Source organism: Euzebyella saccharophila, assembly GCF_014855495.1.
Taxonomy (GTDB): Bacteria; Bacteroidota; Bacteroidia; order Flavobacteriales; family Flavobacteriaceae; genus Euzebyella; species Euzebyella saccharophila.
In genome coordinates this window covers 716,723-738,208 of sequence record NZ_JACYFJ010000001.1, presented here as the reverse complement: position 1 = coordinate 738,208, position 21,486 = coordinate 716,723, and the positions used below count along the sequence as shown (strand labels likewise).

Sequence of the window (21,486 nt, the reverse complement as noted above, 5' to 3'; positions counted from 1 at the left end):
CCATGAAACAAATTATAAGCATATTTCTTTTTGTCGTTAGCTTTAATGCTTTTTCTCAAAACGATGCGTTGTTTAAAACCGCTACCGATGCTTACAATGTAGGAGAATATCAAAATGCCATTGATAGTTATTTAAAAATACTGGATAACGGCATGCATTCTGCAGAGCTTTATTACAACCTAGGCAACGCATATTATAAATTGAACCAAATTGCCCCCAGCATTTATTATTACGAAAAAGCCCTGTTGTTACAGCCTAACGACCCTGAAATAAAAAACAATCTTGCATACGCCCAAAACATGACTTTGGACGCAATTGAGACGTTACCGCAGACGGGGTTATCAAAAATATATAATTATATTGTAGGGCAGTTTTCATTTGATCAATGGGCGTACCTCGCCGTTATTTTTATGTTCCTTTTTGTTTTGCTATACATTGCCTTCTACTATTTCCGGTATTCTTCCAGAAAGCGATTGGCATTTGTTAGTAGCATGGTCTGCGTTTTTGTAGCAGCCTTGGCCTTTGTTTTTGCCTTTCTACAGTACAACGAATTTAAGGGGGACATGCCCGCTATTGTTTTTGCCGGTGAAAGCAGTGTAAAATCAGAACCGAATAATAGAAGCCAGGAAGCTTTTGAACTTCACGAAGGCACCAAAGTAAATGTTTTGGACGAGCTTAATGAGTGGAAAAAAATACAACTCCCCGATGGTTCCATAGGCTGGATTCCTTCCGAAGATATCAAGGTGCTTAAAGATTTTTAACTTTCTTAACAAAGAAAAGGGTACAAAGCTATTATATTTGTCCTTCACTCACGGACTATGAAAAGTTTTGCCCGCTTTACACTTCTTGTCCTTTGGCTATTTGCTATAGCCGCTCCAAGCGTCATAACACTTTGTGATGTAGACAATCCTATTGTAGTAACCAATATCAATGAGGAAGAACAACAGGAATTGGGCAAAAAATCGCCCTCCGAGGAAAAAATTGTAAATGAGCATTTCATGGATTATGCTCTTATTTTCTGCGATAATGAGTCCAAATTTGACCATTATCGTATGTTAGGACACTTTGAGCTTAGCTTAGAGATTATTTCTCCCCCACCCGAGCAATCGTTAGTCATTTAAAGACCTTCCATTTTTTATTTATTATTGACTAACCTGTCCATTCTTCAAATGAAGAATAGGATAAAAATTTATTTTTATGTTCAAGCATATTAAAAGCGACTTACCAGCCAGTATAGTTGTTTTCTTTGTAGCATTACCACTATGTTTAGGTATTGCATTGGCCAGTGGGGCCCCATTATTCTCAGGATTGATCGCCGGTATTGTAGGTGGTATTGTTGTAGGTGCCCTTAGTGGCTCCAAAATTGGGGTAAGCGGTCCTGCAGCAGGGCTTGCAGCCATTGTACTTGTAGCCATTACCGCACTGGGAGGTTACCAGAATTTTTTGGTTGCGGTAGTTATAGGTGGTGTTATTCAAATTTTGTTCGGAATTCTTAAGGCCGGGGTCATTGGATACTATTTCCCTTCTTCCGTTATAAAAGGAATGCTCACCGGTATTGGTATCATCATTGTCTTAAAGCAAATTCCGCATTTCTTTGGGTATGATTCAGACCCAGAAGGGGACTGGGCATTTTTTCAGGTAGACGGTGAAAATACCTTTTCGGAAATACTGAATTCAATAAACAATATTAGTCCAGGCGCAACACTAATTGCCATTGTTGGTCTTGCTATTTTAATTCTTTGGAACAATGTACTTAGTAAAAAAGGGAAAATCTTTCAATTGATCCAAGGTCCTGTAGTGGCTGTAGTTGTGGGTATCCTATATTATGTTGCTACAAAAGATCATGAAGTTTTGGGTATATCCAAAGAACATTTGGTGAGTGTTCCGGTTCCTGATGATATTGATTCGTTTTTCGGTCAATTTAGTTTTCCCAACTTTTCCGCCATAGGCAATCCGCAAATATGGATTACGGCTTTCACTATTGCATTGGTGGCAAGTTTGGAAACATTGCTTTGTGTTGAAGCTACTGACAAGTTGGACCCACATAAAAATGTAACCCCCACCAACCGAGAATTATTGGCACAAGGTGCAGGTAACATTGTTTCCGGTATGATCGGTGGTCTTCCAATCACTCAGGTAATTGTGCGTAGTTCTGCAAACATCCAATCAGGTGGTAGAACTAAAATGTCTGCCATTATTCATGGATTCTTTCTATTGATTTCCGTCATACTTATTCCTAACCTATTAAATATGATTCCGCTTTCTGTTTTAGCGGCTATCCTTTTTATTGTTGGATATAAATTAGCGAAACCTGCGTTGTTCAAGGTAATGTACAATCTTGGATGGAAACAATTTGTCCCATTTATTGTAACCATTTTAGGAATTGTATTTATTGACCTTCTTTGGGGAATTGGTCTAGGATTGGCCGTTGGTATTGTAGTTATTTTGATCAAAAGCTATCAAAACTCACACTTCTTACATATGGAGGAATCCTCTGAAGGAAAAGATCATGTAAAAATCACATTGGCGGAGGAAGTTACCTTCTTCAACAAAGGTGCCATTTTAAAGGAGTTGGACAAATTACCCGAAAACACCTTTTTGGAAATAGATGTATTGAAAACAAGGTATTTGGACAATGATATCATTGAAATTTTAGAAGATTTCATCATTAAAGCCAAGGAACGCAATATTGATATTAAATTGGTCTCTAAAAGAGGTATTGTGGAAAATCCGGAAAGTTTCGTGGAATTCTTCAAGCAAAAACCAAAATCCAATTTAAGCCTAAGTTAAATTTTCTATCATTAACTTACACAAACCTATTTATTACGAAATAAAAAAATTAGACATAGAAATGAAAGCACATACTAAAGAAACACAGGCCACTATGACGCCTGAAAAAGCAATTACTTTTTTAAAGGAAGGAAATGAGCGTTTTCAAGCCAATTTAAAAGCTAATAGAAATCTCTTGGAGCAGGTGAACGATACCAAAGATGGCCAATTTCCGTTTGCGACTATCCTTAGCTGTATAGATTCCAGGGTATCAGCAGAATTGGTTTTTGACCAAGGCTTGGGAGATATTTTCAGTGTACGTATAGCCGGTAACTTTATCAATCAGGATATTTTAGGAAGCATGGAATTTGCTTGCAAATTAGCAGGAACAAAAACTATAGTCGTTTTGGGTCACACGTCCTGTGGTGCCGTTAAGGGTGCCTGTGATCATGCTCGAATGGGTAATCTTACTGCGCTTATCAATAAAATTGAGCCTGCAGTTTTTGCGGTCAAGGAACCCAAAGAGGAAGAAATGAGAAATTCTAAAAACTTGGAATTTGTTGATGCCGTATCCAAGAAAAACGTAGAGCTTGCCCTTGAAAATATTCGTAGCCAAAGCGTAATCCTTAAGGATATGGAGGAAAAAGGAGAAATTAAAATTGTTGGTGCCATGTACGATATCTCAGATGGTAGCGTCACCTTTTACTAAAACTAGTTGAGGTATTACTATACCAGAAAGGCCAATGAAATATCATTGGCCTTTTTTTGATTTAAGACTAGAAAATTAAACCTTCCCAATGAAAAAGATTTGTTTACCTAAAACGAAAATCTTGTTCCGTAAAATATCTTAAATTTGCGGCTTTAGTCCATGCCATGATCGATACATTAAAAGAGCACATTGCAGAAGTTGAAAAATTCACCGCCGATACTACCGAAGCAGTGGAAGCTTTTCGAATTAAATATTTGGGAAAAAAAGGTTTATTAAATCAGTTTTTCGCAGAATTTAAAAATGTTCCCAACGAGCAGAAAAAAGAATTTGGGCAGACTATTAACCATCTCAAAACTGCCGCTACCGATAAAGTTAACGAGCTTAAATCTGCCTTAGAAACCCAATCTGAGGAGAAAGGAATTTTCGGAGACCTTACCAGACCAGGGGAGCCGTTGGAATTGGGAGCAAGACACCCTATTTCTATTGTTAAGAACCAAATTATTGAAATTTTCTCAAGAATTGGTTTCAATGTATCGGAAGGACCGGAAATTGAAGATGACTGGCACAACTTTACCGCACTGAACCTGCCCGAATATCATCCGGCCAGGGACATGCAGGATACATTTTTTATTCAAACAGATCCTGATGTTCTTTTACGAACCCATACCTCCTCCGTTCAGGTTAGGTATATGGAGAACAACAAACCGCCCATTCGTACCATTTCTCCCGGTAGAGTGTATAGAAACGAAGCTATTTCAGCTCGTTCACACTGCTTTTTCCATCAGGTGGAAGGCCTATACATTGACAAGGATGTTTCTTTTGCAGACTTGAAACAAACATTACAGTACTTTACCACCGAGCTTTTTGGAAAATCAAAAATCCGACTTCGGCCTTCTTATTTTCCTTTTACGGAACCAAGTGCGGAGGTAGACGTTTATTGGGGGCTTGAAACAGAAACTGATTATCGCATGACCAAAGGTACCGGTTGGTTAGAAATCATGGGCTGTGGAATGGTCGACCCCAATGTATTGGATAATTGCGGCATTGATTCCAAAGAATATTCTGGATTTGCCTTTGGTATGGGAATAGACCGAATTGCACTGCTACTTCACCAAATATCGGATATCCGCTTGCTTAGCGAAAATGACCTACGTTTTTTAGAGCAATTTAAAAGTGCCCTCTAGCATTTTACTATGAAAAAGGATATTGAAATTCCAATAGCCAAGGACGTACATGTGGCCGTTATTCGTGAATGGAACGATGAATTTCTTTCCAAGGACTGGAATGCATATCTTATCAATAACAGAAAAGACGCCATTGAAATGGCCATAGTGGTATCCAAGGGTTATGACGGAGATATCAAAACCTCAACCATGCGGCATGGATTGGGAACATTGGGTCCTAGGTCATTCGCGAAAATCGAAGTCCTTCAAGAAGAAGTTTTGGCCTTGACCAACGAGTTCTTCGTCACTTTTTTTGCGGAAGGAAAACTTTATGAAAAGAAATTTCTTTTTCAAAAGAACACAATTACTGAAAACAGCCTTACCACTATTCCGCTTATAGAAAAAGAAGGAATCTTTCCACAAAAGCCCTAAGTACCCTTTTAATTAGAAATTTATTTTAACAAAACTTTAGTTTTGATTAGTTCGGTTATTACCGAACCAACCGTACTTTTGCTCGGCATTTAAATAAATTATGTCTAGAGAAGAAGTAAAAAAGCGACTTATAGAAGACCTAGGGGTGCATTTTGAAAACATGTACCAAATTCCACCATTGGCCGCTAGGTTATATGCCAGCTTGGTTTTAACGGAGCAGGAAGGGTTGACTTTTGAAGACTGCCAACACCGAAGAGGTGCCAGTAAAAGTTCTATTTCTAGCGCTCTTAACCTGTTATTGAAAATGGAAATCATCTCCTATTTTACAAAACCGGGAGACCGCAAGCGCTACTTTAAGGTTTCGGAAAGTGGTACGTTCTTTTTAAATAAACTAAAAGAACGGTTAAAGCTATTTCAGGCCGAAAAAGAAATTATCTACAAAATCAATGACTACCACGAGCAATACAATCCGGAAAAACACAAAAAAAATCAACCTAAAACTTCGGTCTATTTAAACTTTGTGACCGAAAGTGAAAAATTGCTCAATCAAAGTATAGATAAACTTAAATCATTTAAAGAAGATTAAAGCAGAACAATAGATATCATGAATGTAAGAACCATATACACCGTACTGGCCAGCCTTGTCCTTTTTGTAAGTTGTAAGGAAGATCAAAAAGGAGCTCCTCCTCAACAAAGCGCACCGTCATTAAAAGTAACCCAACTTAAAAAACAGGATATTACTACTTATGACCTTTATTCCACTTCTTTGGAAGGGAAGCAAAACGTAGAAATTAGACCAAAAGTTTCTGGTTTTGTTCAAGAAATTTATGTGGAAGAAGGGCAGCAAGTAAAAAAGGGTCAGTTACTTTTTAAATTGGAAACCGAATCCTTAACCCAAGATGCCAATGCAGCAAAAGCAGCTGTAAATGCCGCACAAGTAGAGGTAGATAAACTAAAGCCGTTAGTAGATAAAAACATTATTAGCAACGTACAGTTAGAAACTGCCAAAGCACAATTGGAACAAGCAAAGAGCAGCTACCAAAGCGTTACGGCCAATATTGGGTATAGCCGGGTTACCAGCCCTGTAAACGGATACATTGGTAACATTCCCTTTAAAGTGGGTACGCTGGTTAGTGCTACCACCACAACGCCTTTAACTACAGTCTCTGACATTAGTGAGGTACGTGCGTATTTCTCCTTAAACGAAAAAGAATTATTGGAAATTAAGCAACGTGTGGCCAAAGAAGGCCGTACCATTGATGTTAACCGGGCTCCAGAAGTAGAACTGATCATGGTTAATGGTGAGCCTTATGAACACAAGGGTAAAATTGCCATGGTTAACAATATTATCAATAGTACTACCGGTAGCGTTACCTTACGTGCGGATTTTAAGAACCCTGATCTTATTTTAAGCTCTGGTAGTACCGGCGAAATAAAGATTCCCGCAGAACGGAAAGACGTTTTTGTTATTCCTATGACGGCCACGGTTGATCTGCAGGGCAACAAAATGGTGTATGTGGTTGGCGATGATAATACCGTGACCAGCAAGCCAATTACCATCATAGACCAAACCCAGGAAAACTATATAGTTACAGAAGGTTTTGAAGAGGGCGATACCTTGGTTACAGAAGGTGTTTCTAAGCTAAAAAGTGGTCAAAAAATAGCCCCTATCACAAAATAAAAGCCCCTAAAAAAACAGACATATGTTTCAAAAATTTATAGATAGACCGGTACTTTCTACCGTAATATCCGTTATCATCGTAATCCTAGGGGTACTTGGCCTTACTACCTTACCGGTAGAGCAGTATCCTGAAATTGCGCCACCTACCGTACAGGTTACAGCTACCTACACCGGTGCAAATGCCGGTACGGTACTGAATAGTGTTGTAATTCCGCTAGAAGAGCAAATAAATGGTGTGGAAGGCATGACTTATATGACGTCCACGGCAAGTAATGATGGTTCTGCCAGTATTAGCGTTTATTTTGAATTGGGCACAGACCCGGACATTGCAGCGGTAAACGTACAGAATAGGGTTTCTAGGGCCAATAGTGTGTTACCAGAATCAGTAATTGCAACTGGTGTAACTACCCAAAAAACGCAGAACAGTTCCTTGCTGTTCTTCTCCATATTCTCAGAGAACGAAAATTATGATGCCACCTTTGTAGAAAACTATGCCAAAATTAATCTTGTGCCCAAATTAAAACGGGTTTACGGAGTTGGTAACGTTAACGTTTTTGGCTCTAAGGACTACTCCATGCGTATTTGGATAGACCCGGATAAAATGGCTTCCTACAACATTGTTCCTTCAGACATTCAAGCAGCATTGGCAGAGCAGAACCGTGAAGCCGCCACCGGTAAAATTGGCGAAAATGCAGATGGTGTTTATGAGTATGTTTTGAAGTACAAAGGCCGATTGGACGAAGTATCAGAATATGAAAACATCATCCTAAAAACTACGGAGGATGGTGGTTTCCTACGCTTGAAAGATGTAGCGGATATTGAACTCGGCGCTTTTAATTACGCCCGTAAAAACTACGGGATGGGTGCTCCTGGGGTAGCGGTTGGTGTATACCAAACATCGGGTTCCAATGCTACCGAAATAATCAAAGAGGTTGAAAGTATTTTAGAGGAAAGTAAAGCGGAATTTCCAGAAGGTCTGGATTATGTAATTCCATTTAACACTAAAGATTTCTTGGATGCTTCTATAGACCATGTGGTACAAACCCTTATTGAGGCTTTTATCCTAGTGTTTATTGTGGTGTTTTTGTTCCTTCAGGATTTTAGGTCCACTTTAATTCCTGCCATTGCGGTGCCCGTGGCCATTGTGGGAACTTTTTTCTTCCTGCAAATTTTTGGCTACTCTATAAACATGCTCACCTTATTTGCAATGATTTTGGCAATTGGTATTGTGGTAGATGATGCCATTGTAGTGGTAGAAGCAGTACATGCCAAATTAGAAGAGGGTGCCGAAAGTGGAAAAGCCGCTACAAAATCAGCCATGAGCGAAATTTCTGGAGCCATTATTTCCATAACCTTGGTTATGTCTGCGGTATTTATCCCGGTTTCCTTTATTCAAGGTACTTCTGGGGTATTCTACCAACAGTTCGGTATTACCTTGGCGGTAGCTATTTTAATTTCCGCAGTAAACGCCTTAACCTTAAGTCCGGCTTTGGCTGCTTTGTTTCTTAAGCCACATACGCATGAAGAAGGTAAGAAGCAAAATTTAAAGGACCGTTTCTTTAACGGCTTCAATAGAGGTTTTAATGCAATTACCGATAAATATACCGGTGCGGTAAACACGCTGATTAAGAGAAAATGGTTAGCCGTTGGATTGTTGGTTATTTTTTCCGGTCTCGCCGTATACCTTTTTAAAAGCACTCCTAGCGGATTTGTGCCTAATGAGGATAGAGGTATCATTTTTGCCAACGTGAGCATGCCACCAAGTACCACTTTAGAAAAAACCGAAGAAACCTTGATGAAACTGGATTCCATATATGCATCTATGGATGTGATTGATAAACGTCTTACCGTTTCCGGTTTCAGTTTGTTAAACCGGGTTAGTGCGGGATCTTATGGATTCTCTATCATGAAATTACAGGATTGGAGCGAGCGTGAGGCCGATTCCCTTTCCGTAGAAGCAACATTGGCCAAACTTTTTGCGGTTTCGGCACAATTTAAAGATGCCCAGATTATTTACTTTACACCTCCTAGTATACAAGGATTTGGTACTTCGTCTGGTTTTGAAGTACAACTCCAAAGTAAGGGTGGCGCAGATTGGGCAGAGATAGACGACGTGAAAAATCAATTTTTAGGCGCCTTAAATCAAAGACCGGAAGTGCAATACGCCATTTCACAGTTTAGTCCTAATTTTCCGCAATACGAATTGGAAGTAGATGTGGAGAAAATTAAAATGGCAGGCTTCTCTACAACTGATATATTTAATGCCTTGCAAGGTTATTATGGGGGCATTTACGCAACAGATTTTAACAAGTTTGGGAAACAGTACCGCGTAATGATCCAGGCAAAACCTGAAGATCGTGCCAACGAAAATAGCTTGAATAAAATCTATGTTCGTAACACCAATGGCGAATCTGTAGCGGTAAGCCAGTTTGTCAACTTAAAAAAGATTTATGGGCCGGAATCCGTAGAACGATTCAACCTTTTAAGTTCTGTAAAAGTAACAGGGGTACCCAACCCTGGCTATAGTACGGGTGATGCCCTTACTGCCATTGAAGAAGTTGCGGCGCAGGTATTACCCAACAACTATACCTATGAGTACTCTGGATTAACTCGAGAAGAGAGCAAATCTGGCGGTACTACAATCGTAATATTTATTTTGAGTCTGGTGTTTGTGTATTTCTTGTTAAGTGCACAGTACGAAAGCTATATTTTACCGTTTGCCATCTTGCTTTCCTTACCGTTTGGACTAGCGGGCGCCATTCTTTTCGTGAATTTAGGCGGTTTGGAAAATAATATTTATTTCCAAATTGCTTTGATAATGCTTATTGGACTATTAGCAAAAAATGCCATTCTAATTGTGGAGTTTGCATTGCAACGGCGTAGGGAAGGAATGGGACTTTGGGACGCGGCCATTGATGGTGCCAAAGCACGTTTTAGACCCATTTTAATGACGTCCTTCGCCTTCATCTTCGGTTTGCTTCCATTGGCATTGTCCTCTGGTGTAGGTGCCATTGGTAACCGTTCTATTGGTATGAGCGCCGTTGGAGGTATGCTTATAGGTACCATTCTAGGAGTTTTTGTTGTCCCTGTTCTTTTTGTGGTTTTCCAAGCCTTACAAGAACGTTTTAGCGGAGCACCTAAAACCGAAAATCAAGAAAAAGCCCTTAATGCTTAAGCCCAAAACAATGATAAAAAGAAACAATATAAAATTCATAGTCATTTTGGTACTTCCGCTTGTGCTGCAATCTTGTTTTGTGGCCAAGAATTACGAAAGACCAGATGTGGAAACCCAAAAACTGTATAGAACGGACCAATTACCACAAGATAGTGTGTCTATGGCCCAGGTTTCTTGGAAGGATATTTTTACCGATACCCAATTGCAATCGCATATAGAAAAAGGACTTACCAATAATTTGGACATACGTATAGCCCTACAAAGTATAATAAGTGCAGAAGCTTATTTAAAACAGGGTAAGGCAGGGTATTTTCCAACCTTATCTGCCACGGCAAGTGCTACACGCACCAAAAACTCAGAGAACAGTCAGTTTGGTAGTATTTTTAGCGAAGCTATTGAGCAATACCAATTATCCGGAACCCTTTCCTGGGAGGCCGATGTTTGGGGTAAAATTCGTAGTAATAAACGCGCCGCCAATGCCAACTATCTACAAAGTGTTGCAGCACACCAAGCAGTAAAAACGCAATTGGTGGCCAACATTGCCGATTTGTATTATCAGTTATTGGCGCTAGACCGCCAAAAATTAGTGGCTGAAGAAACACTTGAGGCACGCAAAAGTAGCCTAGAAACCACAATTGCCTTAAAAGATGCCGGCCAGGTTACGGAAGTTGCGGTAAAACAGACCGAAGCTCAGGTACACACCACAGAAATAATTCTTATTGATTTGGAGAACAATATTAAATTGTTAGAAAATAGCTTTAGTTTATTGCTAGGCGAAGCCCCTCATTCAATTGCAAGAACTTCTATTGAAGACCAAGAAATAAATACGGATTTAAATACTGGTGTTCCTGCTTTATTACTAGCCAACAGACCAGATGTAATACAGGCAGAATATGCATTGGTAAATGCTTTTGAATTGACCAATGTAGCGCGCAGCAGTATGTATCCTAGTTTAACACTTACGGCGCAGGGAGGCTTTCAAAGCTTGGAATTGGACAATTTTATAGATGCCAGTTCCCTATTTTCCTCATTGGTTGGTTCCTTGACCCAGCCTTTGTTTAACCAGCGTAAACTAAGAACCCAATTAGAAGCAGCAAAGGCACAGCAGGAACAAGCACTTTTAAATTATAGAAAGAGTTTGCATACCGCAGGGCAAGAAGTTTCAAATGCTTTGTATAACTATGAGGCAGAAACCAAAAAACTTGCTGCAAGGGAAAAAGAATTGGATTCCTATTCCTTGGCCGAAGATTATTCCGAAGAATTATTGAACAATGGTTTGGCTAATTATCTAGAGGTGTTAACGGCAAGGCAAAATGCCTTGAACTCAGAATTGAACCTCATCGATTCTAAATACGGCCAACTTAGTGCAACGGTAGAGTTATACCGTGCTCTTGGTGGAGGTTGGCAATAAAAATAACGTAGTGCAAGAAAGAACAGCGGTACTGGAACAAGCACTCTCCCTTTTTACCAAATATGGTTGTAAAAGGGTAAGTATGGACGATGTTGCCCGTGCACTTAGTATTTCTAAAAAAACCCTCTACAACCATTTCAAAACAAAGAACGAACTGGTTTTAGAAAGTGTGGCCCACTTGTTACAGCGTACCCATCTAAAAATGAGTAACTTTTTTGAAATAAGTGAAGGGCACAACGACCCGTTTAAACGTATTATCCAGATATATAGGGTAGGACTTAAGGAATTAAGAAACCTGAGTCCTACCTTTCTTTTTGGGCTCAAAAAATACTATCCAGAAGCTTTTAAATTGTATAATGATTTTAGGCAGGGAATTGTCTGGACCTATATTCTAGATTTATTACAAGAAGCAAAAACCAAAGGACTAATTAGGCCAGGGATAAATCTTAAATTGATATGCGAATTATTCCTTTTACGTACCGATGAAATTATATTGCCCCACAGCGAATTTTTTGACAATTATACTACCGAGGAATTACTAGAGCATCTTGTTATTGTTCCTTTGCAAGGGATTAGGGCTTGATAGCTGAAAATATAAGAGCTAACAACTTTAAACACCCACTACCTTAATCCAAAACCTTTGGCGGCCCACCACGGGTGAATCTCAATTTGTAAACGCCCTGCTTTTACCATAGGGTCTGCATTGGCCAAACTATCTGCCATTTCTTGGGTAGGAACATTATAAATGGTAATTCCGCGTATAGCGCTATCGTCTCCAAAAGGTCCAGAAATATCGGCATAACCCAGCTCATACATTTTACCTAAATGTGCTAAATGTAAGGTTTGCAAACTATCTGCTTCCGTTTTGCTTTGAGATCTATTGGGTCCATTTTTTAAAAAGGCAATGAAGTACTGCTGCATCAATACCGTATCCTTTGTTTTTTCATCCACATAATCGAAAATTTGATAGCCTTCTGCTATAAGTTCGGCTTTAGTAGCTGCAACGGAAGTTTTAATTTCCTCAACAACCTGTACTTCTTTATTCTCCTGTTTTGCTTGTTTTTGGCATGCCATGCAAACAAACAAAACGACCAATACCACAAAACACCTCATCTTTACCATGTTTTAAAGGGCTTTTTGCCCAATTGAGAATTGTAATATTTTATATCTCCCGTAACCTCTTCTCCTAACCATTCCGGTTTTTGAAAACGTTCCTTTTCAGCGGATAGTTCCACTTCGGCAACGGTAAGGCCCTCATTATCACCATAAAACTCATCCACTTCAAATAAATGATTTCCAACGGGAACCGTATACCTAGTCTTGTCGATGATACCCTTTTCACAAAGAATGAGTAATTGTTCGGCTTCGGTAACGGTAATCTTATGCTCCCATTCAAAACGGGTGGTTCCTTCTTGGTTTGATTTTCCCTTTACGGTCAAAAATCCACTATCGCCCTTAATTCGCACTCGAACCGTACGTTCTGGGTCCGTATTTAAAAAGCCCTGAACAATGCGTTCTTTGGAAGTTGCATGGTCTTTATATTCCTTAGACTTCACCAAAAATTTTCGTTCTATTTCTATCACTGCTTTGCTAGTACTTTAATTTTATCAGACTCTATCTTCCCATTCGGATAGTCGTTATTGGCCACCCACAGCATACATTGAGCAATGGAATCGGGCTCAATTGACCGGTATTTTTTCAACCCTCCTACCAACAACAGATTGCCGATTTTCATCAGTTGCTTAAAAAGCCATTCGCCCAACCTTTTTTCCTGCCGATTTCCTCCTATCAAAGAAGGTTGCAAAATATAGGTATTCTTAATTTGTTGCTGTAAAACAGCCTCTTCCATTTGACCTTTGATGCGGTTATAGAAAATCTTGCTTTTAGCATCAGCTCCTAAAGCAGAAACTACCACAAATGTGGGAATTTGATTCTCCACACACAATTTTGCCGCCTCCACGGGAATACCATAATCGATTTTTTCATACAGCGCATTATTGGGTGTTTTAGCCTTGGTAGTGCCAATACAACAAAATACTTCCTGCCCCATAAAATCTTCTTTGAAACTAGAAAGGTTCATCAAATCGCCCAAATGTTCCTCTAATTTCACATGTTGTATTTCCACCGAGCTTCGAGAAAACAGTTTTACCTTTTGATAGCGATTATCCGCCAATAATAGTTTCAATAATTTACCTCCCGTAAGTCCGGTGGCACCCAGAACAATCGCAGTCTTTTTCTCCTCTTCCATCCAACTAAATATAGCGTAATTTTACAGCATGTCCAATGAATTTGACAACCGAAAGATCATACATGTGGATATGGATGCTTTTTACGCATCCGTAGAGCAATTGGACCATCCTGAACTCAAAGGAAAACCTGTTGCCGTGGGCGGAAGTTCTAAAAGGGGTGTTGTCTCTGCAGCAAGTTATGAGGCCCGAAAGTTTGGGGTGCGTAGCGCCATGAGCAGCGTACTGGCCCAAAAAAAATGTCCAGAGCTCATCTTTGTCAAAGCTCGTTTTGACCGTTACAAAGAGATTTCCAAACAAATCAGAAATATCTTTTTTGAGTATACGGATTTGGTGGAACCGCTTTCGCTGGATGAAGCTTACCTGGATGTTACCCAAAACAAAAAGGGAAACCCCTCCGCTACGGTGATTGCCAAGGAAATTAGACAGCGTATTTTGGAGGTAACCGGACTTACCGCTTCCGCGGGAATTTCCATTAATAAGTTCATTGCCAAAGTGGCCAGTGATTACAACAAGCCCAACGGACAGAAAACGGTGAACCCTTCTGAAGTACTGCAATTTCTCGAGGATTTGGACATTAGAAAGTTCTATGGAGTAGGAAAGGTCACTGCCGAAAAGATGTACAAATTGGGCATTTTCACTGGAGCGGACCTAAAAAAGAAGTCCTTAGATTTTTTGGAAGAAAATTTTGGTAAGAGCGGCAGTTACTACTATAACGTGGTACGCGGCATTCACCACAGTGCCGTAAAACCGCATCGCATTCCTAAATCAGTAGGGGCCGAACGCACTTTTAGCGAAAACCTGAGTAGTGAAATTTTTATGCTGGAACGTCTGGAGCGTATTGCCGAAGAACTGGAAAGGAGGTTGAAAAAATCGAAGATTGCGGGAAAGACCATTACCTTAAAAATAAAGTATAGTGACTTTACCTTGAACACGCGTAGCAAGACCCTTTCCTATTTCATAGCCGATAAAAGCCTGATTTTAGAAACTGCAAAAGAATTGCTGTACCAAGAAGAAATGAAGAATTCCGTTAGGTTACTGGGCATTTCCCTTTCCAACCTCAACACGGACAAAAACGAAAAGGAAGAAAAAAAAGAATCGGTATCGGTACAGCTCAAATTTGAATTTTAGCAAAAAAACGGCCTTTGTTTAAAAGGCCGTTTTACTATACTATTCTATTTATTACTGTACAACCAAAATATTATCGGTCGCAGTAGGGTTCAACGGACAGAAATATACATACTCGCCCTTGCTCAATACCGTTGGCTTTGAATTTTGTTTAGAATCGGTAGCTACCGGTGCCGTTACATAAGCGGTTTGAACGTGGTTTTCGGGCTTTGAAATATCCTTTCCCTTTTCTACCAATACAAATCCTACATTGTGGTCGATACCATTGTTTACAATTTCAAATACGTACGTACCTTCTGATACGGTCAATTGTTTTTTGGTAAACTCACCTGGCGTTTGCTCCAAGGTAATGGTCTTTGTTTGGGTGTCTTGTGCCTGTAAAGCTGCGTTGAATCCGAAAACGACAGCTAAAATCAATAGAATGTTTTTCACGATATTTATTTTTTAAGATTTATGTTAGCGATTAGAATTAAACAGTTGCTTCTAAAGGTTGTGCAGCGGGAAAATCTACTGGTATCTTAGTGGTGCTATGTACGTAGTTACTGATGGTTTTATCACCTACAAGAACGATAGCGTCTATGAGGTTTTCTTTTGTCCATCCGTTATTCAAAAAGTTGTTACCTACTTCTTCATCGGTTGCACCTCTATTCTCAGTAACATTTTTGGCAAATTTTGCCAAGGCATCCAATTTAGAATCGAAGGAAGCCTTACCACTTCTCAACTCTAAAATTTGCTCATCTGTAAAACCGTTCATTTTTCCGATTGCTGTGTGGGCGGCCAAACAGTACTCACAGTTGTTTACTTGGCTAACCGCGAGGTTGACAACTTCTTTTTGCTTAGCGTTCAATGAAGTTTTGGTATTCGCAAAATTTAAATAATTGGCCAAGGCATTGTTAGAATGTGCGTAGGTAGCGTACAAATTGGGTACAAAGCCCACGGCTTTTTCAAGGTTGTCAAAAATAGCCTGATTGGCTTCGTTTACTTCTTCTCTTTTTAAGGGTTTAAAATTGCTCATAATACTATATTTAAATTGTTGATAATTGGGTTAAAACGATTTTGCCGTAACACAATAGAAATCGTGATGGTATGCCTTTTCACAATGTGCTGAGGCATTTAGCTTTCTTTTGAGAGTCGCTCGATTATTAGTGAAAATCGAAATGAGGTTGAATAGTGAATTTTCTTTGTTGCTCATTGCTTTGTTATTTTTACAGTACAAAGATGTGAACAAAGAGAGGGCAGGGGTTATGATGAATTTCCCGAACGCTTGCCTAAATTTCCCTTAGGCTTTTAAAGTCAATGATTCTCGGTATTGAGAAGGTGTAAGCTGGGTAAGTTTCTTGAAAAACTTGCTAAAATGAGCGGGGTCGTTAAAACCAAGTTCGTAAGCAATTTCTTGATTTTGCTTATCAGTAAAGTGGATGAGCCTTTTGGCCTCTAGCGCCAATCGGTTTAAAATTATCTGTTGCGGTGATTTTTGTCCGTATATGGAAAAAAGGTTGGAAAGTGTTTTAGGTGATTTGTGCAGCATCTCGGCATAATCGCTTACCTTTCTTTTATCCTTATAATGTATATCGACCAAAAAATTGAACTTTCTGACAACTTCGATCTGGTCATTGTTTAACGATTTAACAATCAGTTGTTCTTTCGCCAATCGGGTACACATAATGATCAAGCGCTTCAAAAGCATTTGCAGCATAGCGCCCTGAATCTTATCAGGCGTGCTAAACTCTTCTAGAAAGGTTTCGTATAGCATATCAAAACGCCGCTGTAATTCAGATGGAATGCTAACGATAGGAATATCTTGAGTACCAAAGAACAAAATACCATTGCAAGACACTTCGCTATCATGATCAATGATGCAATAGAACTCCCTATTGAACAAAAATGCGGTAAGAGGTAAGTGTGTATTTTTAAAAGATATGTGCTGCAGGTAGGTAACGGAAACTATCTGATTGGGCTCGAGATTCAATTGCAAACCGTCAATTTCAACTGTTGTTGGCTCTTGATTACGGTTCCAAAAAAACTTGATGGTGTTCTCGGTATTTGAGAAACGACGCTCATCATTCTTAATATCGTCGGTAATGCCTAAAATGGCCTTTAGCTGCGGATCCTTAAATTCTAAGTGCACGATTTCAAAGTAGTTTATAGTTTTATTGGTCTAGAAAAGCGTTCACTACTTACAAAGCTTCTGTTCTTAACATAGAGCAGCGGCCTATAATTTATTGATTAAAAATCCAAATTGTTACGAAAGACACTGTCGTACACTTATGCAAATTTCGTTTTGTACTTTTACTCCTACCCTGTAAGCGACCAGCTAAATTGATGGCGCCAACTACCAATTAAGCTAGTTTTTTTGATGCGTACTGAAATTCAAACCTATACCAAAATTTCCGCCTTTGAAAACATTAAAATAGAACCTTTTGATGTCAACAAGCGCTATACCAGACCACACCGTCATCATAAATATTTAGAGCTGGTGTATTTTACCAAGGGAACGGGTACGCATTATATGGATGAGGAGGGATACCCCATAGAACCCCCTATGGCATTTGTGGTCAAAAAAGATGAAGTACACCATTGGGCCATCGACTCGATTCCTGAAGGTTTTGTCATCATCATTAAAGAAGATTTTCTAGAAAAGACCTTGGACAGGCATCTTAATCTACAATTAAATGCCCTTGAGAACCATCGTGTCATTTTTACAAAAGGCGATACGTCGCTTTCTCCCCTATTCGAAATTGCCTGTAAGGAACTGAAATCGCTGGGTGCCGAACGGGATTTTATTATGGAAGGTATCCTCAAGGCCATTCTATCTAAAATTCTATCCTTCGCCCCGGCATCTCCAAAGCAAACTTTAGGAGAAATAGACAACCTATTCATCGAACTTTTGGAAAAAGAACTCAAAAACGATGTAGGTTATTATGCCCAAGCCCTCAACACTACTTCTCAGAATTTAAATGCCATTTGCAAACGTAAATTTGATAAAACGGCCTCAACCGTCATCGCTGAACATATAATTAAAGAAGCCAAACGCCAATTATTGTACACCGATCTCTCGGCAACCGAGATTGCCTATAACCTCAGCTTCGGAGATGTGTCACACTTTGTTAAATTTTTTAAAAGATTCGAGCAAAAAACTCCATTACAGTTCAAAAAAGAAACCCTCGTACCTTAAATTTTTCATACATACCCTAATTCAAAAGGTGGCCATACTACTTTCGGCAATCGAAATCCAAACCACTGATTGAAAATGAACAAATATTCTTTTTTGCTTTTGCTCGTCGTACTTCCCTTTATATCCACGGCACAGGTGACGGGTAAAATTATTGACCAGGAAAATGACTATCCATTAGAATATGCCACAGCGGCACTTTTTAATCAAGAATCGAAAGAATTGGTTACTGGGGTCATTACCGATATGGATGGGGTTTTTACCATCGAAAATGTGAAAAACGGCACCTATTACCTAGAAGCATCCTTTATTGGGTTTGAAACGAAAACGATTGCGAACATCAAAGTACAGAACCGTAAACCGGTGGACGTAGGAAGTATTCCCCTTAAGATTGGGGGCACCGTGCTCGAAGAGGTGGTCATTCAAGGGGAAAGGGCTACGGTAATCAACAAAATTGACCGTCAAGTTTTTGATGCCAATAAGTTTCAGAACAGTTTGGGGGGCAATGCCACCGATATTATTAAAAACATACCTTCGGTAACTGTAGACGCCCAGGGGGAGATTAGTGTTCGCGGAAGCTCTGGCTTTGTGGTGCTGTTGAACGGAAATCCGGTTCAGGGCAATGCATCGGACCTTCTTAACCAGTTTCCGGCGAACGCCGTGGAAAGGGTAGAGGTCATAACCGCACCATCCGCCAAATACGACCCAGAGGGCAAGGCTGGCCTTATCAATATCATTACCAAAAAGGGAGCGACAGACGGTTCATTTGCCCAAATCAACGTAAAAGGCGGTTTTCCTTCCATAGAAACTTACGGCAATGATGAATACCACCAACGCTATGGTGCCGATGCGACTTATAACATTAGAAAAGAAGACTGGAATATTTCTTTAGGCGCTAGTTTTCAGCGCAATGATTTGGGAGGAAGACGTGAAGGAGATGTTTTCACCATTATCAACGATACCCTCACACAATTTCCTTCAACTGGTGAACGTAGTTTTGATGAAACCAATTACAGTGGAAGGTTTACCGTAGACTATACGCCCGATAACTTGAATACCTTTTCTTTGGGATTCTATGCCGGTAAGCGTCAAAAAGACCGCTTGGCAGATATCGTTTATTACGACAACCATGCCATTACACCCGCCTCCGGTGGCGACCGATTATACACCTTTCAATATTATAACCACAACCTGCGTACCCGGAAAAGCGACTTTGCTTTAGGAAGTTTCGATTACGCCCATACCTTTAAAAATAACTCTCGTCTTTCCACTTCCATTCTTTATGAATATACTCTTTTGGGTGGACCTACCGAAAGTGACAACCTTGGGGAGCCCAACAGAAACATCGTCTATCAACAAGAATACAACACCAATGACAACCCTTTGAACGGATTTAGGTTTCAAATCGATTATGCCGCAAAACCATTTAAATTCGCACAATTGGAAACAGGCTATCAGTACCGAAACTTAGACCATACAGGCGACTTTGTTTACGAGCGAAAAGACGAATCAACGGGCAACGTTTTTGAATTGGTGCCGGAATTTTCAAGTGAGGTAGATCTACAACGAAGTATTCATTCGGGCTATGTACAATTAAATGGAGCCAGGGACAAATGGGAGTATGCTGCCGGTTTGCGAATTGAGGCCATGGACCGTGAATTGGAACTGAGGGACAAAGTAGGAATTATCGATACTACCTATACCTACGATTACGTAAAACCCTTTCCAACGGCTTCGGTACAATACAGCATGTCTGACCGAACCAAAGTAAAGGCTGCTTATAGTAAGCGTGTAGAAAGAACCACCACCTTTAAAATGAATCCGTTTCCGGAGCGAGAACACTCTGAGACCCTTGAACAAGGTGACCCTACCCTAAAACCTGAATTTATTGACTTAGTAGAGTTGGGCATTACCCAAAGTTTTGAGGGTGGAAATTCCCTATTTGCTACGGCATATTATAGAAGTACCCAAAATCTGGTGAATCGCGTAAACACTATTTATAATGACACCATCCTTAACCGTATTTACTCCAATGTGGGCAAATCAAAGGCAATCGGACTCGAAATCGGTTCGCAACTTAAGCCGTTGAAAAACTGGAACAATTTTATTGGTGTCAACCTTTACAATTATGCTATTGATGGCGCGTACGATGGCCGTCCTGTAGATACTGATACGTTCGTATATTCCATTAACCTCAACAGCACCTATTCCCTATCGGAGACCACTTCTTTGCAGTTCACTTTTAACTACCTATCGGAAATGGTAACCGCCCAAGGGGAGGATTCCCGGTTCTATTCGCCCAACCTCACCTTCAAAAAATCGTTTTTAGACAAGAGACTCACCGCCACCCTACAATGGCAAAATATAGATGCCGGCCTGTTAGGTTCCAATGAACAACGTATCATGACCTATCGCGATAACGAGTTTTTTACCACGACCAATTACGTGTACGAGGTAGATATGGTCTTGCTCAACCTATCTTACAACTTTAACAACAACAAGAACAAATCGAAATTTATCGATAGCGAGTTTGGGAAGAAGGAGTTTTAGTATGCTCTAAACATTCGTTGGCGCGACCATACGTTGATTGATGGTCTCAATCGAAATATTTAAAAAGATGGCTTTACCTACTTCTAGGGGCTGGTGATGATGAAAGAATATATCATGTCCCTCATAAATACCACCAATCATATAATAACTGCCCATGTAGTATGAGCCTTTTACGACCACCTCTAAACCTGATTTACCCGAAACCTTAAACTCGTGGGCATACACGATGATGCGTCTTTTGGTATCCGCATACGATTTTAAAATGTTTATAGGAATGCGGTTGGCTTCCCCGAACAATGAAGCGATATACAGGTCTTGCGGTCTTTCGTAAAGATTTTTCGGAGTATCCTTTGCAATAATAAATCGGTCTTTTAAAACCACGACCCTATCCGCAAACGGAAGCATATCCATAGGGTCATGGGTAGCCGTAATTACGGTTATTTTCTGCCTTTTTAGATATCCAAAAACATTACGTCGCAAACTGTTTTTCCGAAAGTTGTCGATATGGCTGAAAGGCTCGTCCAAAAGCATCACTTTGGGTTCTTGGGCCAGTGCTCGTGCCAAAGCCACACGTTGTTGCTGCCCGCCGCTTAGGTATCGTACTTTGGTATCTGCAAATTGGGTCATTTCTACCAATTCCATCAGTTCTTGTATCCTTTCTTCCATCTGCTCGGGTTCAAATACAGAGAGAAATTCCCCAATATTCTCCCTAACCGTCGTAAATGGCATTAATTCAAGGTCTTGCGCCAAGTATTTCATAAATGACTGCCCAGGGACCAAGTTATAGGCAGGACCAAGAATTTGGGTATCGTCCCAATAAACTTCCCCGACTTCGATATCTAAAAGTCCGTATAAAATTTTGAGCAGGGTACTTTTTCCACAGCCACTTTCGCCTATAACCGAAATGTGTTCGCCTTTGGCGATACGGAGGTTGATATTCTCCAAAACACTTTCCCCGTCAGGGTAAGAAAAAGATACATGGTCTACTTGTAGCATATAGAATTCTTATGGAAGACAGAAGCTCCACTAAATTAAAAACGGAGGATACGG

At 40.0% G+C, this 21,486-nt stretch carries 21 protein-coding genes; 14 read left to right on the top strand and 7 right to left on the bottom strand.

Annotated elements, in window-relative coordinates:
* The first annotated feature begins 2 nt into the window (after positions 1-2).
* The 11 genes from IL355_RS03035 (at position 3) to IL355_RS02985 (ending at position 11,923) form a co-directional block, all read left to right on the top strand.
* Positions 3-761, top strand: a complete 759-nt coding sequence (locus tag IL355_RS03035) for a tetratricopeptide repeat protein (protein WP_192460715.1) — start codon at positions 3-5, stop codon at positions 759-761.
* 57 nt (positions 762-818) lie between these two features.
* Complete coding sequence (locus IL355_RS03030; protein ID WP_192460714.1) at positions 819-1,121, top strand: hypothetical protein; 303 nt, start codon at positions 819-821, stop codon at positions 1,119-1,121.
* A 76-nt stretch (positions 1,122-1,197) separates the two neighbouring features.
* On the top strand, positions 1,198-2,790 hold the full coding sequence (locus tag IL355_RS03025; RefSeq protein ID WP_192460713.1) for a SulP family inorganic anion transporter: 1,593 nt from the start codon (positions 1,198-1,200) through the stop codon (positions 2,788-2,790).
* Positions 2,791-2,851: 61 nt separating this feature from the next.
* A complete protein-coding gene (locus IL355_RS03020) occupies positions 2,852-3,478 on the top strand; it encodes a carbonic anhydrase family protein (RefSeq protein WP_192460712.1) in 627 nt (208 codons plus the stop codon).
* A gap of 164 nt (positions 3,479-3,642) precedes the next feature.
* Positions 3,643-4,662, top strand: coding sequence for a phenylalanine--tRNA ligase subunit alpha (gene pheS, locus IL355_RS03015; RefSeq protein ID WP_192460711.1), 1,020 nt, complete (start codon positions 3,643-3,645; stop codon positions 4,660-4,662).
* Between the two features lie 9 nt (positions 4,663-4,671).
* A complete protein-coding gene (locus IL355_RS03010) occupies positions 4,672-5,073 on the top strand; it encodes a hypothetical protein (protein WP_192460710.1) in 402 nt (133 codons plus the stop codon).
* A 100-nt stretch (positions 5,074-5,173) separates the two neighbouring features.
* Complete coding sequence (locus tag IL355_RS03005) at positions 5,174-5,659, top strand: GbsR/MarR family transcriptional regulator (RefSeq protein WP_192460709.1); 486 nt, start codon at positions 5,174-5,176, stop codon at positions 5,657-5,659.
* A gap of 18 nt (positions 5,660-5,677) precedes the next feature.
* Entirely contained in the window at positions 5,678-6,754 is a 1,077-nt protein-coding gene (locus tag IL355_RS03000) for an efflux RND transporter periplasmic adaptor subunit (protein WP_192460708.1), read from the top strand.
* Between the two features lie 22 nt (positions 6,755-6,776).
* On the top strand, positions 6,777-9,929 hold the full coding sequence (locus IL355_RS02995; RefSeq protein WP_192460707.1) for an efflux RND transporter permease subunit: 3,153 nt from the start codon (positions 6,777-6,779) through the stop codon (positions 9,927-9,929).
* Positions 9,930-9,939: 10 nt separating this feature from the next.
* Positions 9,940-11,340 carry an efflux transporter outer membrane subunit gene (locus IL355_RS02990; RefSeq protein ID WP_225621094.1) on the top strand — a complete coding sequence of 467 codons (1,401 nt, stop codon included), beginning with the start codon at positions 9,940-9,942 and terminating at the stop codon, positions 11,338-11,340.
* 10 nt (positions 11,341-11,350) lie between these two features.
* Positions 11,351-11,923 (top strand): TetR/AcrR family transcriptional regulator, encoded by a 573-nt coding sequence (locus tag IL355_RS02985; protein ID WP_192460705.1) that lies wholly within the window; start codon positions 11,351-11,353, stop codon positions 11,921-11,923.
* A gap of 38 nt (positions 11,924-11,961) precedes the next feature.
* Here the strand turns inward: IL355_RS02985 and IL355_RS02980 are convergent, their stop codons facing one another.
* The 3 genes from IL355_RS02980 to IL355_RS02970 are packed head-to-tail and all read right to left on the bottom strand — an operon-like array spanning position 11,962 to position 13,588.
* Positions 11,962-12,462 (bottom strand): YciI family protein, encoded by a 501-nt coding sequence (locus tag IL355_RS02980; RefSeq protein ID WP_192460704.1) that lies wholly within the window; start codon positions 12,460-12,462, stop codon positions 11,962-11,964.
* Positions 12,456-12,923 (bottom strand): CYTH domain-containing protein, encoded by a 468-nt coding sequence (locus IL355_RS02975; protein WP_192460703.1) that lies wholly within the window; start codon positions 12,921-12,923, stop codon positions 12,456-12,458. Before IL355_RS02975 ends, IL355_RS02980 begins: the two co-directional genes overlap by 7 nt.
* Positions 12,920-13,588 carry an NAD(P)H-binding protein gene (locus tag IL355_RS02970; protein WP_192460702.1) on the bottom strand — a complete coding sequence of 223 codons (669 nt, stop codon included), beginning with the start codon at positions 13,586-13,588 and terminating at the stop codon, positions 12,920-12,922. Before IL355_RS02970 ends, IL355_RS02975 begins: the two co-directional genes overlap by 4 nt.
* A 28-nt stretch (positions 13,589-13,616) precedes the next feature.
* Between IL355_RS02970 and dinB the strand changes: the two genes are divergently transcribed.
* On the top strand, positions 13,617-14,717 hold the full coding sequence (gene dinB / locus IL355_RS02965) for a DNA polymerase IV (RefSeq protein ID WP_192460701.1): 1,101 nt from the start codon (positions 13,617-13,619) through the stop codon (positions 14,715-14,717).
* Between the two features lie 51 nt (positions 14,718-14,768).
* Here the strand turns inward: dinB and IL355_RS02960 are convergent, their stop codons facing one another.
* From IL355_RS02960 to IL355_RS19355, 3 genes are all read right to left on the bottom strand, one after another.
* Positions 14,769-15,146, bottom strand: coding sequence for a cupredoxin domain-containing protein (locus IL355_RS02960; RefSeq protein ID WP_192460700.1), 378 nt, complete (start codon positions 15,144-15,146; stop codon positions 14,769-14,771).
* A 37-nt stretch (positions 15,147-15,183) separates the two neighbouring features.
* The gene (locus IL355_RS02955) at positions 15,184-15,729 is read right to left on the bottom strand and encodes a carboxymuconolactone decarboxylase family protein (protein ID WP_192460699.1); all 546 of its coding nucleotides are present in this window, start codon (positions 15,727-15,729) and stop codon (positions 15,184-15,186) included.
* 264 nt (positions 15,730-15,993) lie between these two features.
* A complete protein-coding gene (locus IL355_RS19355) occupies positions 15,994-16,842 on the bottom strand; it encodes an AraC family transcriptional regulator (protein WP_192460698.1) in 849 nt (282 codons plus the stop codon).
* A gap of 228 nt (positions 16,843-17,070) precedes the next feature.
* On the opposite strand from IL355_RS19355, the gene IL355_RS02945 reads away from it, so the two are divergent.
* Both IL355_RS02945 and IL355_RS02940 read left to right on the top strand, forming a co-directional pair.
* Positions 17,071-17,889 carry an AraC family transcriptional regulator gene (locus tag IL355_RS02945; protein WP_192460697.1) on the top strand — a complete coding sequence of 273 codons (819 nt, stop codon included), beginning with the start codon at positions 17,071-17,073 and terminating at the stop codon, positions 17,887-17,889.
* Between the two features lie 75 nt (positions 17,890-17,964).
* Entirely contained in the window at positions 17,965-20,436 is a 2,472-nt protein-coding gene (locus IL355_RS02940; protein WP_192460696.1) for a TonB-dependent receptor domain-containing protein, read from the top strand.
* 6 nt (positions 20,437-20,442) lie between these two features.
* Here IL355_RS02940 and IL355_RS02935 read toward each other — a convergent pair whose 3' ends face one another.
* The gene (locus IL355_RS02935; protein ID WP_192460695.1) at positions 20,443-21,432 is read right to left on the bottom strand and encodes an ABC transporter ATP-binding protein; all 990 of its coding nucleotides are present in this window, start codon (positions 21,430-21,432) and stop codon (positions 20,443-20,445) included.
* Positions 21,433-21,486 lie beyond the last annotated feature (54 nt).

What these genes read in the sequence shown, in the direction of transcription:
- IL355_RS03030 (WP_192460714.1), top strand. Translation starts at nt 819, where the DNA reads ATGAAAAGTTTTGCCCGCTTTACACTTCTTGTCCTTTGGCTATTTGCT.
- pheS (WP_192460711.1), top strand. Translation starts at nt 3,643, where the DNA reads ATGATCGATACATTAAAAGAGCACATTGCAGAAGTTGAAAAATTCACC.
- IL355_RS02945 (WP_192460697.1), top strand. Translation starts at nt 17,071, where the DNA reads ATGCGTACTGAAATTCAAACCTATACCAAAATTTCCGCCTTTGAAAAC.
- IL355_RS03025 (WP_192460713.1), top strand. Translation starts at nt 1,198, where the DNA reads ATGTTCAAGCATATTAAAAGCGACTTACCAGCCAGTATAGTTGTTTTC.
- IL355_RS03035 (WP_192460715.1), top strand. Translation starts at nt 3, where the DNA reads ATGAAACAAATTATAAGCATATTTCTTTTTGTCGTTAGCTTTAATGCT.
- IL355_RS02955 (WP_192460699.1), bottom strand. Translation starts at nt 15,729, where the DNA reads ATGAGCAATTTTAAACCCTTAAAAAGAGAAGAAGTAAACGAAGCCAAT.
- IL355_RS03010 (WP_192460710.1), top strand. Translation starts at nt 4,672, where the DNA reads ATGAAAAAGGATATTGAAATTCCAATAGCCAAGGACGTACATGTGGCC.
- IL355_RS02995 (WP_192460707.1), top strand. Translation starts at nt 6,777, where the DNA reads ATGTTTCAAAAATTTATAGATAGACCGGTACTTTCTACCGTAATATCC.
- IL355_RS03000 (WP_192460708.1), top strand. Translation starts at nt 5,678, where the DNA reads ATGAATGTAAGAACCATATACACCGTACTGGCCAGCCTTGTCCTTTTT.
- IL355_RS02935 (WP_192460695.1), bottom strand. Translation starts at nt 21,432, where the DNA reads ATGCTACAAGTAGACCATGTATCTTTTTCTTACCCTGACGGGGAAAGT.
- IL355_RS02990 (WP_225621094.1), top strand. Translation starts at nt 9,940, where the DNA reads ATGATAAAAAGAAACAATATAAAATTCATAGTCATTTTGGTACTTCCG.
- IL355_RS02970 (WP_192460702.1), bottom strand. Translation starts at nt 13,588, where the DNA reads ATGGAAGAGGAGAAAAAGACTGCGATTGTTCTGGGTGCCACCGGACTT.
- IL355_RS02940 (WP_192460696.1), top strand. Translation starts at nt 17,965, where the DNA reads ATGAACAAATATTCTTTTTTGCTTTTGCTCGTCGTACTTCCCTTTATA.
- IL355_RS03020 (WP_192460712.1), top strand. Translation starts at nt 2,852, where the DNA reads ATGAAAGCACATACTAAAGAAACACAGGCCACTATGACGCCTGAAAAA.
- dinB (WP_192460701.1), top strand. Translation starts at nt 13,617, where the DNA reads ATGTCCAATGAATTTGACAACCGAAAGATCATACATGTGGATATGGAT.
- IL355_RS02980 (WP_192460704.1), bottom strand. Translation starts at nt 12,462, where the DNA reads ATGGTAAAGATGAGGTGTTTTGTGGTATTGGTCGTTTTGTTTGTTTGC.
- IL355_RS03005 (WP_192460709.1), top strand. Translation starts at nt 5,174, where the DNA reads ATGTCTAGAGAAGAAGTAAAAAAGCGACTTATAGAAGACCTAGGGGTG.